General features: G+C 65.6%; 15 protein-coding genes. 9 read left to right on the top strand and 6 right to left on the bottom strand.

What is annotated here, in order from left to right; genetic code table 11:
• Positions 1-9: 9 nt before the first annotated feature.
• Together IEW98_RS11910 and IEW98_RS11905 are read right to left on the bottom strand one after the other, a co-directional pair.
• Positions 10-534 carry a hypothetical protein gene (locus IEW98_RS11910; RefSeq protein ID WP_188763180.1) on the bottom strand — a complete coding sequence of 175 codons (525 nt, stop codon included), beginning with the start codon at positions 532-534 and terminating at the stop codon, positions 10-12.
• Positions 531-1,988 (bottom strand): glycosyl transferase family protein, encoded by a 1,458-nt coding sequence (locus IEW98_RS11905; RefSeq protein ID WP_243450730.1) that lies wholly within the window; start codon positions 1,986-1,988, stop codon positions 531-533. The genes IEW98_RS11910 and IEW98_RS11905 overlap by 4 nt, the downstream gene beginning before the upstream one ends.
• Positions 1,989-2,153: 165 nt before the next feature.
• Here IEW98_RS11905 and thyA point away from each other — a divergent pair, with 165 nt between their 5' ends.
• The 7 genes from thyA to IEW98_RS11870 all read left to right on the top strand — a co-directional run bounded on the left by thyA (position 2,154) and on the right by IEW98_RS11870 (position 9,853).
• Positions 2,154-3,077: a thymidylate synthase gene (thyA, locus tag IEW98_RS11900; RefSeq protein WP_188763179.1), complete on the top strand. Its 924-nt coding sequence runs from the start codon at positions 2,154-2,156 to the stop codon at positions 3,075-3,077.
• Positions 3,078-3,143: 66 nt separating this feature from the next.
• Positions 3,144-3,644, top strand: coding sequence for a dihydrofolate reductase (locus tag IEW98_RS11895; protein WP_188763229.1), 501 nt, complete (start codon positions 3,144-3,146; stop codon positions 3,642-3,644).
• 108 nt (positions 3,645-3,752) lie between these two features.
• Positions 3,753-4,946, top strand: a complete 1,194-nt coding sequence (locus tag IEW98_RS11890) for a dipeptidase (protein WP_188763228.1) — start codon at positions 3,753-3,755, stop codon at positions 4,944-4,946.
• A gap of 8 nt (positions 4,947-4,954) precedes the next feature.
• Entirely contained in the window at positions 4,955-5,881 is a 927-nt protein-coding gene (locus IEW98_RS11885) for a bifunctional riboflavin kinase/FAD synthetase (RefSeq protein WP_188763178.1), read from the top strand.
• A gap of 101 nt (positions 5,882-5,982) precedes the next feature.
• Positions 5,983-8,892 carry an isoleucine--tRNA ligase gene (gene ileS, locus IEW98_RS11880; RefSeq protein ID WP_188763177.1) on the top strand — a complete coding sequence of 970 codons (2,910 nt, stop codon included), beginning with the start codon at positions 5,983-5,985 and terminating at the stop codon, positions 8,890-8,892.
• A gap of 72 nt (positions 8,893-8,964) precedes the next feature.
• Positions 8,965-9,441, top strand: a complete 477-nt coding sequence (gene lspA / locus IEW98_RS11875; RefSeq protein WP_188763176.1) for a signal peptidase II — start codon at positions 8,965-8,967, stop codon at positions 9,439-9,441.
• Positions 9,434-9,853 carry a DUF3035 domain-containing protein gene (locus IEW98_RS11870; protein WP_188763175.1) on the top strand — a complete coding sequence of 140 codons (420 nt, stop codon included), beginning with the start codon at positions 9,434-9,436 and terminating at the stop codon, positions 9,851-9,853. The genes lspA and IEW98_RS11870 overlap by 8 nt, the downstream gene beginning before the upstream one ends.
• A 118-nt stretch (positions 9,854-9,971) precedes the next feature.
• On the opposite strand, the gene IEW98_RS11865 is transcribed toward IEW98_RS11870, so the two are convergent.
• The 4 genes from IEW98_RS11865 to hflK all read right to left on the bottom strand — a co-directional run bounded on the left by IEW98_RS11865 (position 9,972) and on the right by hflK (position 15,563).
• The gene (locus IEW98_RS11865) at positions 9,972-11,537 is read right to left on the bottom strand and encodes a helicase HerA-like domain-containing protein (RefSeq protein ID WP_188763174.1); all 1,566 of its coding nucleotides are present in this window, start codon (positions 11,535-11,537) and stop codon (positions 9,972-9,974) included.
• Positions 11,538-11,776: 239 nt separating this feature from the next.
• The gene (locus IEW98_RS11860; protein WP_188763173.1) at positions 11,777-13,351 is read right to left on the bottom strand and encodes a Do family serine endopeptidase; all 1,575 of its coding nucleotides are present in this window, start codon (positions 13,349-13,351) and stop codon (positions 11,777-11,779) included.
• A 193-nt stretch (positions 13,352-13,544) separates the two neighbouring features.
• Positions 13,545-14,390 carry a protease modulator HflC gene (gene hflC, locus IEW98_RS11855; protein ID WP_188763172.1) on the bottom strand — a complete coding sequence of 282 codons (846 nt, stop codon included), beginning with the start codon at positions 14,388-14,390 and terminating at the stop codon, positions 13,545-13,547.
• A 3-nt stretch (positions 14,391-14,393) separates the two neighbouring features.
• Positions 14,394-15,563 (bottom strand): FtsH protease activity modulator HflK, encoded by a 1,170-nt coding sequence (hflK, locus tag IEW98_RS11850; RefSeq protein WP_188763171.1) that lies wholly within the window; start codon positions 15,561-15,563, stop codon positions 14,394-14,396.
• Positions 15,564-15,677: 114 nt separating this feature from the next.
• Here hflK and IEW98_RS11845 point away from each other — a divergent pair, with 114 nt between their 5' ends.
• Positions 15,678-16,706 carry an Mrp/NBP35 family ATP-binding protein gene (locus tag IEW98_RS11845; RefSeq protein WP_188763170.1) on the top strand — a complete coding sequence of 343 codons (1,029 nt, stop codon included), beginning with the start codon at positions 15,678-15,680 and terminating at the stop codon, positions 16,704-16,706.
• Between the two features lie 102 nt (positions 16,707-16,808).
• Positions 16,809-17,162, top strand: coding sequence for a GIY-YIG nuclease family protein (locus IEW98_RS11840; protein ID WP_207792565.1), 354 nt, complete (start codon positions 16,809-16,811; stop codon positions 17,160-17,162).
• Positions 17,163-17,238 lie beyond the last annotated feature (76 nt).

Below are 17,238 nucleotides of genomic sequence, written 5' to 3'. Positions count from 1 at the left end.
ATTGCCGGGTCAGGCGATCGCGCTGTCGTTGCCATTGCGGGCGGCGCGGGTCGTTGCTGGCGAGAGCCTGGTCGAAAAGGCGGACGGCGGCGCGGCGGTCGCCGGCGGCGAGGCTGGCAAGGCCTGGGCGGCGTAGTCGGGATCAGTGACCGGATCGGCGGCTCGGGTGGCGATCTGGGGGATTTCCGGGTGGTTTTCGATCGCGCCGGGAGCAGGTTCCGGGCTTTGGCGGGGCGGTTTTGCCCCGGGGACCGGCGTTGGGTGGATTGTTGCCGGTATGCGGGCGGGGATGAGGATGGCGACGGTGCCGGCGAGGATGATCGGGGCGGTGATTTCGGCGGTGAAGGGTGCGAGGATCGGGCGGAAGATCACGTCGCCGGCAGCGCCGAGGCGGGCGCTGATGGCGGCGAGGTCGCGTTGCAGGATCGGCAGGCGGAGCATCAGGCCGACGCCGAGGGCGAGGCCGAGCAGCGCCAGGGCACGCAGCGGGCGTCCGGTGATGATGACGGCGGTGGCGGGCGACGGGCTGGTCATTGCGACGTTGGTGGGGTCCGCGGGTCATAGGGCGGAAAGCGGTGCTCGGTCTTGTCCCAGGTCTGGGCACGGTTGCCGCGGACGATCGCATGATAGCGACGGGCGGCGGACCAGGCGGCGGCAGCGTTGATGACGTTGCTGGTCAGCGCACGCGGGATGGCGCGGATGCCCTCGATCGGGCCATAGGCGTGCGCGGTGAAGGCGGCGCGCATGAGCAGGCGCCACGCCAGCAGCGCGGCGTTGAACCAGAGCATCGCGGTGACGAGGCGACCGGCAAGCGGCGGCAGCGCGGCGGCCATCGGATAAGCCTGGCGAAGCCAGATATCGATCAGGACCATGACGGCGGCGAGATAGGCGAGCAGGGTCAGCAACGCGGCGAGCAGTGACTTGCGATCGCGGAGCAGCAGGTAACGGTCGGCGAGACCGCCGGGCCAGCCGATGCGATCCCAGCCCGACAGCGCGATGCCAACCAGCCAGCGCGATTTCTGGCGCAGCGCGGCGTCGAAATTATCCGGGAAATGCTCGCGGGTGGCGACGACGACGGGTTCGTCGCCGCTGCGCAGGCGGACGAGGGCGCCGCGGCCGCCGAGCGCCTTGATGCGGTAGCCGAGCTCGTAATCCTCGGTCAGGCTGGCGGCGTTGAAGGGGCCGGGCCTGTCGTAACCGGTGCTGTCGTGGCTGGCGGCATCGGCGCCGGCGCGATCGGCGATCATGCCGAGGGCGGCGCGATCGATGGCACAGGCGACGCCGGCGGAGGGCACGGCGGCACCGAGCGCCTCGCGGACGACCATGTCCTTGGTGTGGTTTTCGGCGAATTCATCGGCGTAATGCCCGCTGATCCAGCGCGAGCCGGTATCGGGGAGGGGGAGCACCGGCAGCTGCACCATGGCGAGGCGCGGGATGAGGGCGTCGTAGATCCACAGCTCCTGCGGGTGGATGACGTCTTCGGCGTCGTGGAGGACGACGGCCTTGTAGCGTTCGCCGACCAGTGCCTCGCGGGCGAGCATGGCGTGCCAGAGGCGGTTGAGACAATCGGCCTTTGTCGTCGGGCCAGGGCGGCGGCAGAGCACGGCCTGGACGCGGTGATCGCCCACCGCCGCGACCGCGGCGCGGCCCTCGGGGTCGTTGGGATAGAGCCCGACGAAGATGCGGTAGCGGTCGTAGTCGAGGTGGGTGAGCGAAAAGCGCAGCATGGCGCCGATGACGGCGGCCTCGTCCCAGGCCGGGATGAAGATGGCGATCGGGCCGGGATCGAAGCGGCGCAGCGATTCGGCGCTGGCGCGGTCGTGGCGGGTGTAGATCGTCAGGCGGCGCCAGAGGGTGCGGGTGAAATAGACGGCGTCGATGAACAGGTCGTCGAGTCCGGACAAAGTGACGCCGAGGGCGATGACGAACAGGAGTTCGCGCAGCGAAATGTGCCAGAAGGCGAGGAGGATTGGGCCGGAATCTTCCACTGTTCAGAAGGGAGATTTTGCGGAGTGATGGGGGCGCGTGAGGCTGGTTGCCTGGTGGGGCGGGCGGGAGATGGGCCCCGGCCTTCGCCGGGGTGACGAACTAAAATGGGGAGACGGCCAAGAATATAAGAGTGACGACGGAGAGCGCCCGGGCGATAGAAGTTCATGCGCACCGCCGAAAGCCAGTATCTCGATCTTGTCCGCCGGGTTTGGGAGGGCGGGGTGGAGCGCGGCGATCGGACCGGGACCGGGACGCGGGCGCTGTTCGGCGAGACGATGAAATTCGATCTGTCGGACGGGACGGTGCCGATCCTGACGACGAAGCGCGTGTTCTGGAAGACTGCGGTGCGCGAGATGATCTGGTTCCTGAGCGGCGACCGCAATATTCGCAAGCTGGTGGCGCAGGGGGTGCATATCTGGACCGACTGGCCGTTGGCGCGGTTCAACAGCGAGACCGGCAGCGGGCTCGATCGGGCGGCGTTCGAGGCGCGGATACTGGCCGACGATGATTTCGCCGGGCAGTGGGGCGATCTGGGGCCGGTCTATGGGGCGCAGTGGCGGCATTGGCCGCAGTATGTCGAGGGCGAGGACGGACGATTTACGCGTGACGCCAATGGCATCGACCAGATCGCCGCGCTTGTTCATGGCTTGAAGAATAACCCCTACAGTCGTCGCCATATATTCACGGGCTGGAACGTCGCCGAACTCGACCAGATGGCCTTGCCACCCTGCCATATGATGTATCAATATTTCGTTAGCGGAAACACTTTGTCAGGGATTCTGTATCAGCGATCGTGTGACCTCGGGCTGGGATTTGCCTTCAACATTTTCGAAGCAGCGCTGTTGTTGCGGATGCTGGCGCAGCAATGCGATCTGCTGCCGGGTGAAATTACCTGGATGGGGGCGGATTGTCATTTGTATTTGAACCATGAGCACCTGGTCACCGAGCAACTGTCGCGGGCGCCGCAGGACTTTCCGCGGCTGGAAATCGTGCGGCGGCCGGAGGATATGTTCGGTTACGCGATCGAGGATTTTGTGGTGACGGGGTATGATCCGCATCCGGCGATTGCGGCGCCGGTGGCGGTTTGAGGGTGATTGGGTGCGTGCCTCGACTGTGCTTGGCATGAGCGGGGAAACACAGTTGCGCGGAGACAAATAGTGGAATTGGTGCTGGTGGTGGCGCGGGCGCGCAATGGGGTGATCGGCAAGGATGGCGCGATGCCGTGGCATTTGCCGGAGGACCTGCGGCGGTTCAAGCGGATGACCGTCGGCAAGCCCGTAATCATGGGACGCAAGACCTTCGAATCGATCGGGAAACCGTTGCCCGGGCGGCAGAATATCGTGTTGACGCGCGATGCCGGGTGGCGGGCCGACGGGGTGACGGTTGCGGCGAACCTTGCCGAGGCGGTGGCGGCGGCGGGGCTCGATCCGCGGGCGCGGGCGGATGGGATCATGGTGATCGGCGGGGCGCAGGTTTATGCCGAGGCGCTGCCGGGTGCGACGCGGATCGAGCTGACCGAGGTGGATGCGGATTTCGAGGGGGACGTTGTGCTGCCGGCGTTTTCGGAAAGCCGGTGGCGGGAGGTGGCGCGGGAGGCGCATGCGGCGAGCGCGGGACGGCCGGGGTTTGCTTTTGTTACGTTGGTGAGGCGATAGGGGCTTGTTCGGGGAGAGGGACACCCCCACCCGGGCCGCGAAGACGCGTCTCTCGCCTCCCCCCTCTAGGGGGAGGGAAAGGATTTTTTGATGCCGATGAGCCGGGCGATGAAGCGGGTGGTGGTGCCGGTGGCGGTGCTGCTGATCCTGGTGCCGGGGGCGTTTTTCGTGTTTGCGCCGCGGTTCGTCGAGCAGTCGATGAACAGGATCGAGGGGAGCGGCGTGTGGCCGGTCTCGGATGCGGCGAAGGCGCTCCACAAGCAGCTGGTCATCGTTGATCTTCATGCCGATACGCTGTTGTGGAAGCGGCATCTCGATGAGGCTTCGAGTGTCGGGCAGGTGGATTTGCCGCGGCTGGAAGCGGGCAATGTCGCGCTGCAGATATTCTCGAGTGTGACGAAGACGCCCAAGGGGCAGAATTACGAGAGCAATTCGGGGGATACCGACAATATTACCGCGTTGACGGTGGCGCAGTTGCAGCCGGTGGGGACGTGGGGGTCTTTGCTCGAGCGGTCGCTGTATCATGCGGAGAAGCTGCTGGCGGCGGAAAAGGCATCGGATGGGCGGTTGCGGATCATTCGGTCGGGTGGGGATTTGCAGGTTTTGCTGGCCGATCGGGCGGCGGGCAGGAAGGTGACCGGGGCGATGCTTTCGGTCGAGGGGGCACAGAACCTCGAAGGCGACGTCGGCAACCTGGCGCGGCTGTACGATGCCGGGTTCCGGATGATCGGGCTGGCGCATTTCTTCGACAATGATGTCGGTGGCTCGATGCATGGTGTGAAAAAGGGCGGGTTGACGCCGCTCGGGCGTGAAGTCGTGCTGGCGATGGAGTCGCGAGGGATGATCGTCGATCTGGCGCATGCGAGTGCGGCGACGTTTGCCGATGTGCTGGCGATGGCGACGCGGCCGGTGGTGGTCAGTCATGGCGGGGTGAAGGGCACGTGCGATACGCCGCGCAATTTGACCGACGACCAGTTGCGGGCGCTGGCGGCGAATGGCGGGATGATCGGCATCGGGTACTGGGATGCGGCGGTTTGTGCGGCGACTCCGGCGGCGACGGCGAAGGCGATTTTGCACGCGGTGGCGGTGGCGGGTGTGGACCATGTCGGGCTGGGATCGGACTTCGACGGGGCGGTGACGACGGGGTTCGATGCGGCGCATATCGATGCGGTGACGAGCGCGCTGGTCGCGGCGGGCATGGCGCCGGGCGACATCGCCAAGGCGATGGGCGGCAATGCGGTGCGGCTGCTTGGGGCGGGGATGGCGGCCAAACCGCTTGGCGGGTCGGGGCTGCAAGGCTAAGCGAAATCATGGATCGAGTAACAGGCGGAGCGGCCGTGCCGCAAATGGCGCGGGGCGGTGTGGCCGCGCTGGGCAATTTTGATGGCTTTCATGCCGGGCACCAGGCGGTTGTCGGCCGGGCGCTGGCATTGGCGCGCGCGCGTGAGGTGCCGGCCTTGGTGGCGAGTTTCGACCCGCATCCGGCGCGGGTGTTCAAGCCCGAATTGTCGCCGTTTGCGTTGACGACGGTGCCGCAGCGGATGGATTTGTTTGCCGATTTCGGCGTGGATGCGGTGGTGATGGTGCCGTTCACGCGCGAACTGGCGGCGCTGTCGGCGGAGGAATTCGTCGTGCAGTGGCTGGTGCGGCGGCTGGGCGTTTCGGGCGTGGTGACCGGAGGGGACTTTACCTTTGGGCGCGGGCGTAGCGGGACGACCGAGCAGATGGCCGAGCTGGGCGCGGTGCATGGGTTTTCGGCGGAAGTGGTGGCGCCGGTGGTCGATGGCGAGGGGGTGATCTCGTCGTCGCGGGTGCGGGCTTTGCTGCGCGCGGGGGATCCGGTGGGGGCGGCGGGGTTGCTGACGCGCCCGTTCACGGTGCGCGGGGTGGTCGAGCATGGGGCGAAGCTGGGGCGGACGCTCGGGTTTCCGACGGCGAACATGCGGTTGGGGGATTATCAGCGGCCGGCTTACGGGGTTTATGCGGTTTGGGTGGTGTTGCCGGGGGGCAAGCGGGTGAAGGGGGTGGCGAATTTGGGGATTCGGCCGATGATTACGCCCGTAGTGGAGTTGCTGGAGACGTGGTTGCTGGATTGGTCGGGGGACCTTTATGGCAAGGTTCTGGATGTGGAGTTGGTGGCTTATTTGCGGCCTGAGATGAAGCTGGATGGGTTGGAGGCGCTGAAGGCGCAGATTGCGGCGGATGGGGAGATGGCTCGGGGGGTTTTGGCGGGGTAGCAAGAACACCCTCACCCGGGCCGGCTGCGCCGTCTCTCGCCTCTCCCGCAAGCGGGAGAGGGGTAGAAAACTAGGGCGCTAACCTTTAGACGGCGTTGACCATGACCCTTCCAGATTATCGCGCGACCGTCTTTTTGCCGAGGACGAATTTTCCCATGAAGGCGGGGCTGCCCGAGAAGGAGCCGCGCATCCTGGCGAAGTGGCAGGCGGACGATGCCTATGGGCAGCTGCGCGCGGCGCGTCGGGGCCGCGAGAAGTTCATCCTGCATGATGGGCCGCCCTATGCGAACGGCGATATTCATATCGGCCATGCGATGCAGAAGACGTTGAAAGACCTGGTCATTCGGACGCAGAGCCTGCTGGGCAAGGATGTGCCGTTTGTGCCGGGTTGGGACTGCCATGGCCTGCCGATCGAGTGGAAGGTCGAGGAGGAATACAGGAAGCACAAGCGCAACAAGGACGAAGTGCCGGTTGCGGAATTTCGGGCGGAATGCCGGGCCTATGCGCAGAAGTGGGTCGATGTGCAGCGCGAGCAGTTCAAGCGGCTGGGCATCGGCGGCGAATGGGACAAGCCGTATCTGACGATGGATTTCTCTTCGGAGGCGGTGATTGTTACCGAGTTGCTGAAGTTTGCGGCTTCGGGGCAGCTTTATCGCGGGGCGAAGCCGGTGATGTGGTCGCCGGTGGAGAAGACGGCTCTGGCTGAGGCCGAGGTTGAATATGCGGATATTGTCTCGACGCAGATCGATGTCGGGTTCGAGATTGTGGCTTCGTCGGTGGCGGCGCTGGTTGGCGCGGTGGCGGTGATCTGGACGACGACGCCGTGGACAATCCCGGTGAACCAGGCTTTGGCTTATGGGCCGGAGATTGAATATGTGTTGATCGCGTTTGGCGAGCAGCGGGTGCTCGTGGCGGCGGCGTTGCAGGCTGCGGCGTTTTCGCGGTTCGGCGTCGTGGGTGATGCGACCGGTGGGGCGGAGCTCGCGGCGACGCTGGATCCCGGCCTTCGCCGGGATGACGAGGGGGGGGTGATCTGGCGCGGCTTGGGCGCCGAATTGGCCGCGACTGTGGCGCGGCATCCGCTGCATCATCTGGGCGGGTTCTTTGCCCGGCCGCGGCCGTTTCTGGCTGGGGATTTCGTTACCACCGATGCGGGGACGGGGTTGGTGCATATGGCGCCGGATCACGGCGAGGATGATTTCATCCTGTGCAAGGCGCATGGGATCGAGCCGGTTTTTGCGGTCGAGGGGGATGGCACGTATCGGACCGATCGGCCGGATTGGCTATGGTTGTTGGGCATGGGCAATGTCATCAGCGACAAGTTGAACAACCCTCAGGGCGCGATTTGCTCGGCGTTGCGGGATGCGGGGGCGCTGCTGGCGGCGTCGCCGTATGCGCATAGTTATCCGCATAGCTGGCGGTCGAAGAAGAAGGTGATTTTTCGCTGCACGCCGCAGTGGTTCATTCCGATGGATGCGCGATCGATTGCCGAGCAACGCTGGGAGAGCGAGGGCGGCGCGGTCAACGATGCCGAGGACTCGCCGATGCGGGAGGGGCTGACGCTGCGCGAGACGGCGGTGGCGGCGATTGCGGACACGCGGTTTATTCCGGAGAAGGGGCGTAACCGGTTGGGGTCGATGGTTGCCGGGCGGCCGGATTGGGTGATCTCGCGCCAGCGGGCGTGGGGGGTGCCGATCACGTTGTTTGTCGATCGGAAAAGCGGCGCTTATTTGAACGATGCGGCGGTGAATGCGCGGATCGTGGCGGCGGTGGCCGAGCGCGGGGTCGATGCCTGGACCGAGGAAGCGGCGCAGGGGCTGCTCGGCAATGACTATAATGCTGCGGATTATGAGCGGGTTACCGATATTCTCGATGTTTGGTTCGACAGTGGGTGTACGCATGCGTTCGTGCTCGAGAGTGGGCGGTGGCCGGATTTGAGCTGGCCGGCGGATTTGTACCTCGAAGGGTCGGACCAGCATCGGGGGTGGTTCCAGTCGTCGTTGCTCGAGAGTTGCGGGACGCGGGGGCGGGCGCCTTACAAGGCGGTGCTGACGCATGGCATGACGCTCGATGCCAAGGGGTTCAAACAGTCGAAATCATTGGGCAATACGACCGATCCGGCGATCCTGATGAAGGATTATGGCGCCGATATCGTGCGGTTGTGGACGGCGACGAGCGATACGACCGAGGACCACCGGATCGGTGATGAGATCCTGAAAGGCGTGGCGGACCAGTATCGCAAGTTGCGGAATACGTTCCGATATTTGCTGGGGGCATTGGATGGGTTTGACGAGGCCGAGCGGGTGGCGGCGGCGGAGATGCCTGAGCTGGAGCGCTGGGTTTTGCATCGGTTGGCGGAATTGGATGTCGAACTGCGGGCGCGCGTCGGGGATTTCGATTTTTCGGGGTATGTGACGGCGATCTCGACGTTCGTGAACAATGATCTGTCGGCGTTCGTGTTCGATGTGAGGAAGGATTCGCTGTATTGCGATGCGGCGGGGGATGCCAAGCGGCGGGCGTATCGGACGGTGCTCGATACGCTGTTCCATGTGTTGACGCGGTGGTTGGCGCCGGTACTGGTGTTTACCGGCGAGGAGGTCTGGGGGACGCGGTTTCCGGAAGGCGGGTCGGTGCATTTGCTTGAATGGCCGGCGGTGGAGGCCGGGTGGCGCGACGAGGCGCTGGCCGGGCGGATCGCGCGGCTGCGGGTGGTGCGCGACGATGTGTATCTGCGGCTCGAGGCGCTGCGACGGGACAAGACGATTGGAAGTTTCCTCGAAGCGGGGGTCGATATCGAGGTCGCCGACGAGGATCTGTTTGTCGAACTGTCGACTGCGGATCTGGCCGAGATGCTGATCGTCGGACGAGTGACGGTGCGGAAGTCTGGCAGCGTCGGGGTGAGTGTCGGGCCGGTGGGCGATGAGAAATGCGCGCGGTGCTGGCGGCATTTGCCGGACGTTGTGGTGGAGACCGGGCTTTGTGGGCGGTGTGCGAGTGTTGTTAATGGTTGAAGTATCCTTACCATCCTACACGCTGAAGAAGCGCGCGGGCCCCTCCCTCTCCCCGAGGGGGAGAGGGGTTCAGTGAAGGCTTTCGGATTTGGCGTGGCGGCGCTCGTATTTCTTCTCGACCAGCTGAGCAAATACTGGATCCTGCGTGTCGTGCTGTTGCCCGAGCGGGGCTCTGTCGAGGTGTTGCCGTTCTTTCGGCTGACGTTCGTTGGCAATGTCGGCGTTTCGATGGGGCTGTTTCGCGCCAATTCGGACCTTGGGCGGTGGCTGCTGGTGGCGGTGACGGCGGCGATCGCCGGCGCGGTGGCGGTGTGGATCGTGCGCGAGAAACAACGCCCGGATGTGCTGGCGCTCGGGTTGGTGCTGGGCGGCGCGCTGGGCAATATCGTCGACCGGGTGCGGTTCGGTTATGTCGTGGATTTCCTGCACTTCTTCTGGGGGGAGCGGAGTTTCTGGGTGTTCAATGTTGCAGATGCGGCGATCACCGCAGGTGTGCTATTGTTGCTGGTGAGGGCGCTGACGGCGCCGAAAGGAATGGGTCATGCGTAATCTTCTCATCATTTGCGGCGCCGCGATGGCATTGGCGGCGTGCGGCAAGACCAGCATGACCGATCGCAAGGGGCCCGACGAACTCGCCATCGGGCGCAGCGCGCCGCTGGTGGTGCCGCAGGATTTTGCGCTGACGCCGCCCAAGCCGGGTGCGCCGCGGGCGATCGGGCAGGATTCGCAGAGCTCGGCGATGGAAGCGTTGTTCGGGCCGGGCGTGAAGGTGCCGCCGAAGTCGCCAGCCGAGCAGCAGCTGCTTGATAAAGCTGGGGCTGGGGCGAATGATCCTTCGATCCGGTCGAATGCCGGGGATACCAAGACGCCGACGGTCAACAAGGGGGCGTTTGTGCGCGAGTTGATGGATGCGCCGGCGGGGACGCGGAATGCAGCTGTGGCTGAGGTCAGGATTGGCTGATTCTGGGTGAGAAGTAAGTAAGGACCCGCCCCCGACCCCTCCCTAGAAGTAGGGAGGGGGGACGTAAGAGAAGACTCACCCACCCCCAGCCCCTCCCTTGAAGAAGGGAGGGGAGTTTTTACTTCATCAGGCTGCCGAGGAGGCCGCGGAGGAGTTTCGAGCCGAAGCTGCCGCCGAGTTGGCGGCCGACGCTGGTGGCGGCGGATCGCGCCGTGGATTCGATCATTTTTTCGGTGAAGCTTTTGGGCTGGGGGCGGGCGGCGACGCGGGCGGCGGCGGCGCTTTCGCGGGCGGCGAGCTTGGCGGCGGCGACGGCGGCCTTGTCGGCTTCTACGGCGGCGCGTTCGTCGAGCTTGGCCTGGAGGGCGGCGGCTTTTTCGGCTTCGGTGCGGGCGGCGGTGTCGGCGGCGCGGGTCAGGAGCTTTTCATAGGCGGATTCGCGATCGACGGCGTCGTCGTATTTGCCGGCGAAGGGCGAGGCGTTGATGAGGGTGGCGCGCTCGTCTTTCGTCAGCGGGCCGACGCGGCTGCGGGGCGGGGCGATCATGGTGCGTTCGACGGGGGTCGGGGCGCCGTCGGCCATCAGCAGCGAGACCAGGGCCTCGCCGACTTTCAGTTCGGTGATGGCGGTGACGAGATCGAGTTTCGGGTTGGCGCGGAAGGTTTCGGACGCTGCCTTGATGGCGCGCTGGTCGCGCGGGGTGAAGGCGCGCAGCGCGTGCTGGACGCGGTTGCCGAGTTGGCCGGCGATCTTTTCGGGGATGTCGATGGGGTTCTGGCTGATGAAATAAACGCCGACGCCCTTGGAACGGACGAGGCGGACGACCTGCTCGATCTTGTCCATCAGCGCGTCGGGGGCTTCGTCGAACAGGAGGTGGGCTTCGTCGAAGAAGAACACCAATTTGGGTTTTTCGGGGTCGCCGATTTCGGGGAGGGTCTCGAAGAGTTCGGAAAGCAGCCAGAGCAGGAAGGTGGCGTAGAGGCGTGGGCTCTGCATCAGGCGGTCGGCGGCGAGGACGTTGACCTGGCCGCGGCCTTGGGCGTCGGTCTTGATGAAATCGGTGATGTCGAGGGCGGGTTCGGCGAAGAAATAGGCGCCGCCTTGGGTGTCGAGCTGGAGCAGCTGGCGCTGGATGCTGCCGACGCTGGCCTTGGAGACATTGCCGTATCTGGTGCTGAGCTCGGCGGCGTTGTCGGCGCAGAAGGACAGCATGGATTGCAGGTCCTTGAGATCGAGGAGCAGGAGCCCGAGGTCGTCGGCGTATTTGAAGGCGATGCTGAGCACGCCTTCCTGGGTTTCGTTGAGGCCCATCAGGCGGGCGAGGAGCAGCGGCCCAAGTTCGGAGATGGTGGCGCGGATGGGGTGGCCTTGCTCGCCGAACAGGTCCCAGAAGACCACGGGGTTGGCGGCATAGTCATAGTCGGTGATGCCGATTTCAGCGGCGCGTTGCCCGGTCCAGGCGGCGGCATCGGAGCCCTTCATCGCCATGCCGGCGATGTCGCCCTTTACGTCGGAGAGGAAGACGGGGACGCCTTCGCGGCTGAAGCCTTCGGCGAGGGTTTGCAGGGTGACGGTTTTTCCGGTGCCGGTGGCGCCGGCGATGAGCCCGTGGCGGTTGGCTCGCTTGAGGACGAGGGCCTGGGGGGAGTCCTCGCCTTTTCCGATGAAGATGCTGTCGGCCATTTGCGCGGGTCCCCTGGTGTGGGGAGGGGGATAGCGGGTTTTTTGGGGGGGCTCAATCGGAGTTGGGCGGGGTGACTTACTTCGGGAAGAGCCTGCCCCTCACCCCGCTCGCCGAAGCGGCGAGTCTCCCTCTCCCGCGAGGGGAGAGGGATTTTGCTTGTGCTGGGGAGGGGGACACCCCCACCCGGGCCGCCAAGAGGCGTCTCTCGACCTCCCCCCTCTAGGGGGAGGGCAAGGGGTCATTTTTTGTCGGTGTTAAGTTTGATGCCGACGTAGCGGGGGGGGAGGGCGCCGCGCTGGACGAGGAGGAGAACGGTGTCGCGGCCGGCCTTGCGGGCGAGGTCGACGGCGGCGGCGGCTTCGGCGGGGGTTACCGTCGGGCGCTGGTTGATCTGCAGGATGATGTCGCCGCGCTGGAGTCCGTTGGTCGCGGCGTCGCTGCCCGGCGTGATGCCGGCGATGACGACGCCCTTGACGGCATCGGTGATGCGGAGCTGCTGGCGCAGTTCGGCGGTCAGCGGCTGCAGGGTGATGCCGAGGCTCTGCTTGGCGGATTCGGCGCCGGGGGCCTTGGTGTCGGTGGCTTCGTCGCCTTCGGACTTGAGGCCGGCGCGCGCCTGGACGATCGATTCGGCCGGGCGCTGGGCGATGACGGCGTTAATGGTGCGGCGTTGGCCGTCGCGGATCAGCTCGATCGGCACATTGGCGCCGATCGGCGTGTTGGCGACGACGTACGACAGGGTGTTGTCATAGGTGACGTCGGCGTTGTTGATCTTGACGATCACATCGCCCTGCTTGATGCCGGCGCGCGCGGCGGGGCCCGAGGCCTCGATCGAGGCGACGATTTCGCCGCGATCCTTGGGCAGGCCGAGACCGGCTGCGATGTCGGTGGTCAAGGGCTGGATGCCGACGCCGAGGTAGCCGCGCTTGACGGTGCCGGTGGCGCGGAGTTGCTGGATGACCGGAAAGGCGAGTTCGGCCGGGATCGAGAAGCCTAGGCCGACGTTGCCGCCGGTGGGCGAGAAGATCGCGGTGTTGATGCCGATGACGTTGCCATCGAGATCGAACAGCGGGCCACCCGAGTTGCCTTGGTTGATCGAGGCGTCGGTCTGAATGTAGCGGTCGTACTGGCCCGAACCGATGTTGCGGTGGAGGGCGGAAACGATGCCGGCAGTGACGGTGCCGCCGAGGCCGAAGGGGTTGCCGATGGCGATCGCCCAGTCACCGACGCGGACGTCCTTGGAGTTGCCGAACTTCACGAAGGGCAGGTTGGTGCCCTCGATCTTGAGCAGCGCCATGTCGGTCAGCGCGTCGCGGCCGATGACCTTGGCCTTGTATTCGCGGCGATCCGAAAGCGTGACGGTGATGGTGTCGACGGCGTCCTTGCCGGCACCCTCGCCGGCCGAGATGACGTGGTTGTTGGTGACGATATAGCCGGCGGGATCGATGATGAAGCCCGAGCCGAGCGAGGTCGCTTCGCGCGTGACGGGCTCGCCGGCATCGCCTTGCTGCTCCTGGAAGCGGCGGAAGAGTTCCTCGAGCGGCGACGATGGCGCGCCGCCGCGCAGCTTGCCGACTTCGACCTTTTGGGTGGTCGAGACGTTGACGACGGCGGGCGATAGCCGGCTGGTGAGATCGGCGAAGCTGCGCGGGGCGCCGCCGGGAGGCGCGATCGGCGCGGCGGGCGGGGTCGCGTTCTGAGCGGGCTGGCCGGCGACGACGGGCGCGGTGGTCTGGGCGAAGGCAGGCGCCAAAACGGCGGCGGCGCCCCCGAGCAGGGCGGCGGCGGAGAGGAGGCTGCGGACGATACGCACGATTGGGCGAACCTTTCAGGTCTGGACCGGGGCTATGATTTGTGGTGCCAGCCTGGCCCGGGCAGGTCCCGGAAACAAGATGGCACCGATAATGTCGCTCAAATGGCTCTTTCGATACTAACGCGCGATGAACGATACGGACCCGGCTTTGCTGAATGATGTACGGGCGGCGCCCATTGCCGCCCGTAATTCATCAACGATTGCCGCGCCGGCCTTCGAATTCGCGGAGGAATTCATTGTTCGATGACAGCACGACGGTCGAGCTGTCGTCGGTAAAGGTCGTGCGATAAGCCTGCATTGCCCGGTAAAAGGCAAAGAATTCAGGGTCCTGGCCAAAGCTCGCGGCATAGGTGTTGGCGGCTTCGGCGTCGGCCTTGGCGCGGACCAGCTGGGCTTGCTTTAGGCCCTGAGCGCGAATGGTCGCAGCCTCCTGCTGGCGCGCCGAACGCATCCGCAGGAAAGCGGATTCGAGCGGCGTGCCGCTGGGCAGGTCGGCGCGCTTGATGCGGACGTCGATGATCTCGGCGCCGTACTGGCGGGCCTGACGGTTCACCGTCGTCTGGATCTCCTCCATCATCTCGGTGCGTTCGGGGCTGAGCAGCGAGGCGAACGGCTGCTTGCCGAGCTCGTTGCGCATCTTGGAGGCGAGAATGCGCTTGAGGGCGTCGGCGGCGTTGGCCTCCGTACCCACCGTCTGCACCATGCGCAGCGGATCGGTGATGCGGAAGCGGGCGAAGGCATCGACGACGAGGCGCAGCTGGTCGGTGGTGAGCACCGTCTGCTGTTCCATGTCGAGGTTGAGCACGCGCTTGTCGACGAAAGTGGCGGTTTCGATGAACGGCACCTTGGCGACGAGGCCGGCGCCCGACGTGCCGAAGGCAGCGTTGGGGTTGTAGGCGTTGACGATGCGCTCGGGCTTGCCGAGGCGCAGGACGACGACCTGCCGGGTTTCATGGACCGTGTAGAACGTGCCCATGAGGACGACGACGGCGGCGAAGGCGAGAACGGCCCAGGCGATGGGGTTGCGGAACAAAGTCATGCCTTATTGTCCGGACTTGCCCGAGGCGCTGCCGCTGGCGGCAGCCTCGGGCGTGGGGGCTGCGGCGCCAGCGCGGCGGCGCAGTTCGGGAAGCGGCAGATAGGCCTGGACGCCGCCGGCCTCGATGACGGTCTTGTCGACCTTGGCGAGGACGCTTTCCATGGTTTCGAAATACATCCGCTTGCGGGTGACTTCGGGGGCCAGCTTGTACTGGGTATAGACGGCGTCGAAGGCCGCGGCGGCACCCTGCGCGCTGGCGAGCAGCTGCTGCGAATAGGTCCGCGACTGGTTGAGGTATTGCTGGGCGTCCTGCTGCGCTGCGGAGACGTCCTTGAAGGCATCATCGACCATGGCGGGCGGATCGGCCTGCTTGATGTCGACGCCGCGGACTTCGATGCCCGAGCGGTAGGAGTCGAGGACTTCCTGCATGCGCTCGCGGACCTGCTCGGCGATCTGGGCGCGCTGGGGACCGATGGCGTCGTTGAGCGTCGCCTTGGAGATTTCGGCGCGCATGGCGGATTCGCCGACTTCGCGGACGGTCTGCTCGGGCTCGGCGAGGGTGAACAGGAAGTTTTCGACGTTCTTGATCTTCCAGCGCACGGCATAGGCGAGGTTGATGATGTTCTGGTCACCGGTGAGCATCAGGTTTTCGGCGGCGCCCTCGGTGGCGCCGATATCGACCGAATTGATCTGCTCGACCTTGCGCAGGACGACGGTATCGATGGGGAAGGGCAGCTTGAACTGGAGGCCCGGGCCGGTGGTTTCGACGAAGCGGCCGAAGCGCAGCACGACGCCGCGTTCCTGTGCATCGACGCGGTAGAAGCTGGTGAAGATGATCCAGGCAGCGAGGATGGCGCCGGCGATCCATAGCCATTTGCGGCCGCCGAGCGGGTTCAGGCCACCGACACTGTTGTTGTTATTAGGGCCGAACTGCCGGAGTTTTTCCTGGCCGCGGCGGATGATGTCGTCGAAATCCTTGTTGCCTGTCGGGCGTGGGCCGTTCGGCTTTTTGGGTGGGCCTTCGCCCCAAGGGTTGCGGGGTGGGCCGCCAGAGCCGCCACCATTGCCGCCGCCGCCGCCGCCGCCGCCGCCGCCGCCGGAACCACCGGCGCCGCCGCCGTTTTTGGGTGCATCGCCCCAAGGTCCGCCATCATTGTTGTTTTGCCAGGGCATCCGGTTTCCAGGTCTCGTCATCGTACACGCCCACGCTATATACGTTCCGTAATCATGGATTGCGAGGGCGCACGATTGTCGCTGCCGCCCGCGACCATTTCGGGAAGCATTCGAATGAGCGTGAAGGATGACGTGACGGCGGCGCTGTCGGCGGTTGCAGACCCTTTGGAGGCGGGGCGCGATATCGTGGCGGTGGGGCGGACGGCTGGAATCGTTGTGAAAAACGACGGCACGGTGGGCTTGGTGCTGGCGGTGGATGGGCTCGACAAGGCGGCGGCGGAGCGGTTGCAGGCGGCGGTCGAGGTTGCCGTGGGGCGGGTCGCCGGCGTGGCGCAGGTGCGGATAATTCTGACGGCGGATCGGGCGAGTGGCGAGGGCGCGCCGGCGCCGACGCAATCGGCGGTGCCGGGGATACGGAAACTGATCGCCGTGGCGAGCGGCAAGGGCGGGGTCGGCAAGTCGACGGTGGCGGTGAACCTGGCGGTGGCTTTGGCGCGGCAGGGGCTGGCGGTGGGGCTGCTCGATGCGGATATCTATGGGCCATCGGTTCCGACATTGCTGGGGATCGAGGGGCGGGCGGCGTTGTCGGACGGGCGGTTGCAGCCGGCGGCGGCGCACGGGATCAAGGCGCTGTCGATGGGGATGATGACCGATCCGAAGAAGGCGATCATCTGGCGTGGGCCGATGGCGTCGTCGGCGCTGGTGCAGATGGTCGAGAAGGCCGACTGGGGGGTGCTCGACGTGCTGGTGGTGGATATGCCGCCGGGGACGGGGGATATCCAGTTGACGCTGGCGCAGAAATTGAAGCCCGATGGCGCGGTGATCGTGTCGACGCCGCAGGATCTTGCGCTGATCGATGCGCGGCGGGCGACGGCGATGTTCGGCGAGGTCAATGTGCCGGTGCTGGGGATTATCGAGAACATGAGCGGGTATCTGTGCCCGCATTGCGGCGAGGCGAGCGAGCCGTTCGGGCATGGCGGGGCTGAGGCCGAGGCGAAGGCGATGGGGGTGGCGTTTTTGGGGCGGGTGCCGCTGGATATTGCGCTGCGGCTGGCTTCGGATGCGGGGCGGCCTGGGGAGGGGGCGCAGGCTGAGGTTTTTGCGGGAGTGGCGCGGGCTGTGGCGGGGAGTGTCGGGTTGTAGGGGTGGCTTGGCATGACAGGTCGACCGTAGTTTCGAAGTGCTTGCTTGGCGGGGAGGCTGGATGCCAGCCTTCGCTGGCATGACAGTGGAGATAGGGGGGGCGTGGTGCGGCAAGGGTATGTTTACATCATGGCGAGCCAGCGGAATGGGACACTGTATGTGGGGGTGACGAACGATATTGCGCGGCGGGTGCATGAACATCGGGAGGGGGTGCTGGCCGGGTTCACCAGGCAATATGGGGTGAAGATGCTGGTCTGGTATGAGGCGCATGGGGATGTGCCGACGGCGATCGGGCGGGAGAAGGCGATCAAGGCGTGGCAACGGGCTTGGAAGTTGAGACTGATCGAGGCGGCTAACCCGGAGTGGAACGATCTTTGGCCGACGTTGTTTGGAGAGGGGTTGGGTGTCGAGGATTGGTTGCGGTTGAATTTTCCGGATAGTGTCGTGCCGGTGTAGGCTGGCATCCTGTTTTGGGTGAGGCGGCGGCGGGCGGTGCTTGGCGGGACGACTGGATACCAGCCTTCGCTGGTAT

Origin of the sequence: Sandarakinorhabdus glacialis (assembly GCF_014643455.1) — a bacterium.
Lineage (GTDB): Bacteria > Pseudomonadota > Alphaproteobacteria > Sphingomonadales > Sphingomonadaceae > Sandarakinorhabdus > Sandarakinorhabdus glacialis.
This window is presented reverse-complemented; position numbering and strand designations above follow the sequence as displayed.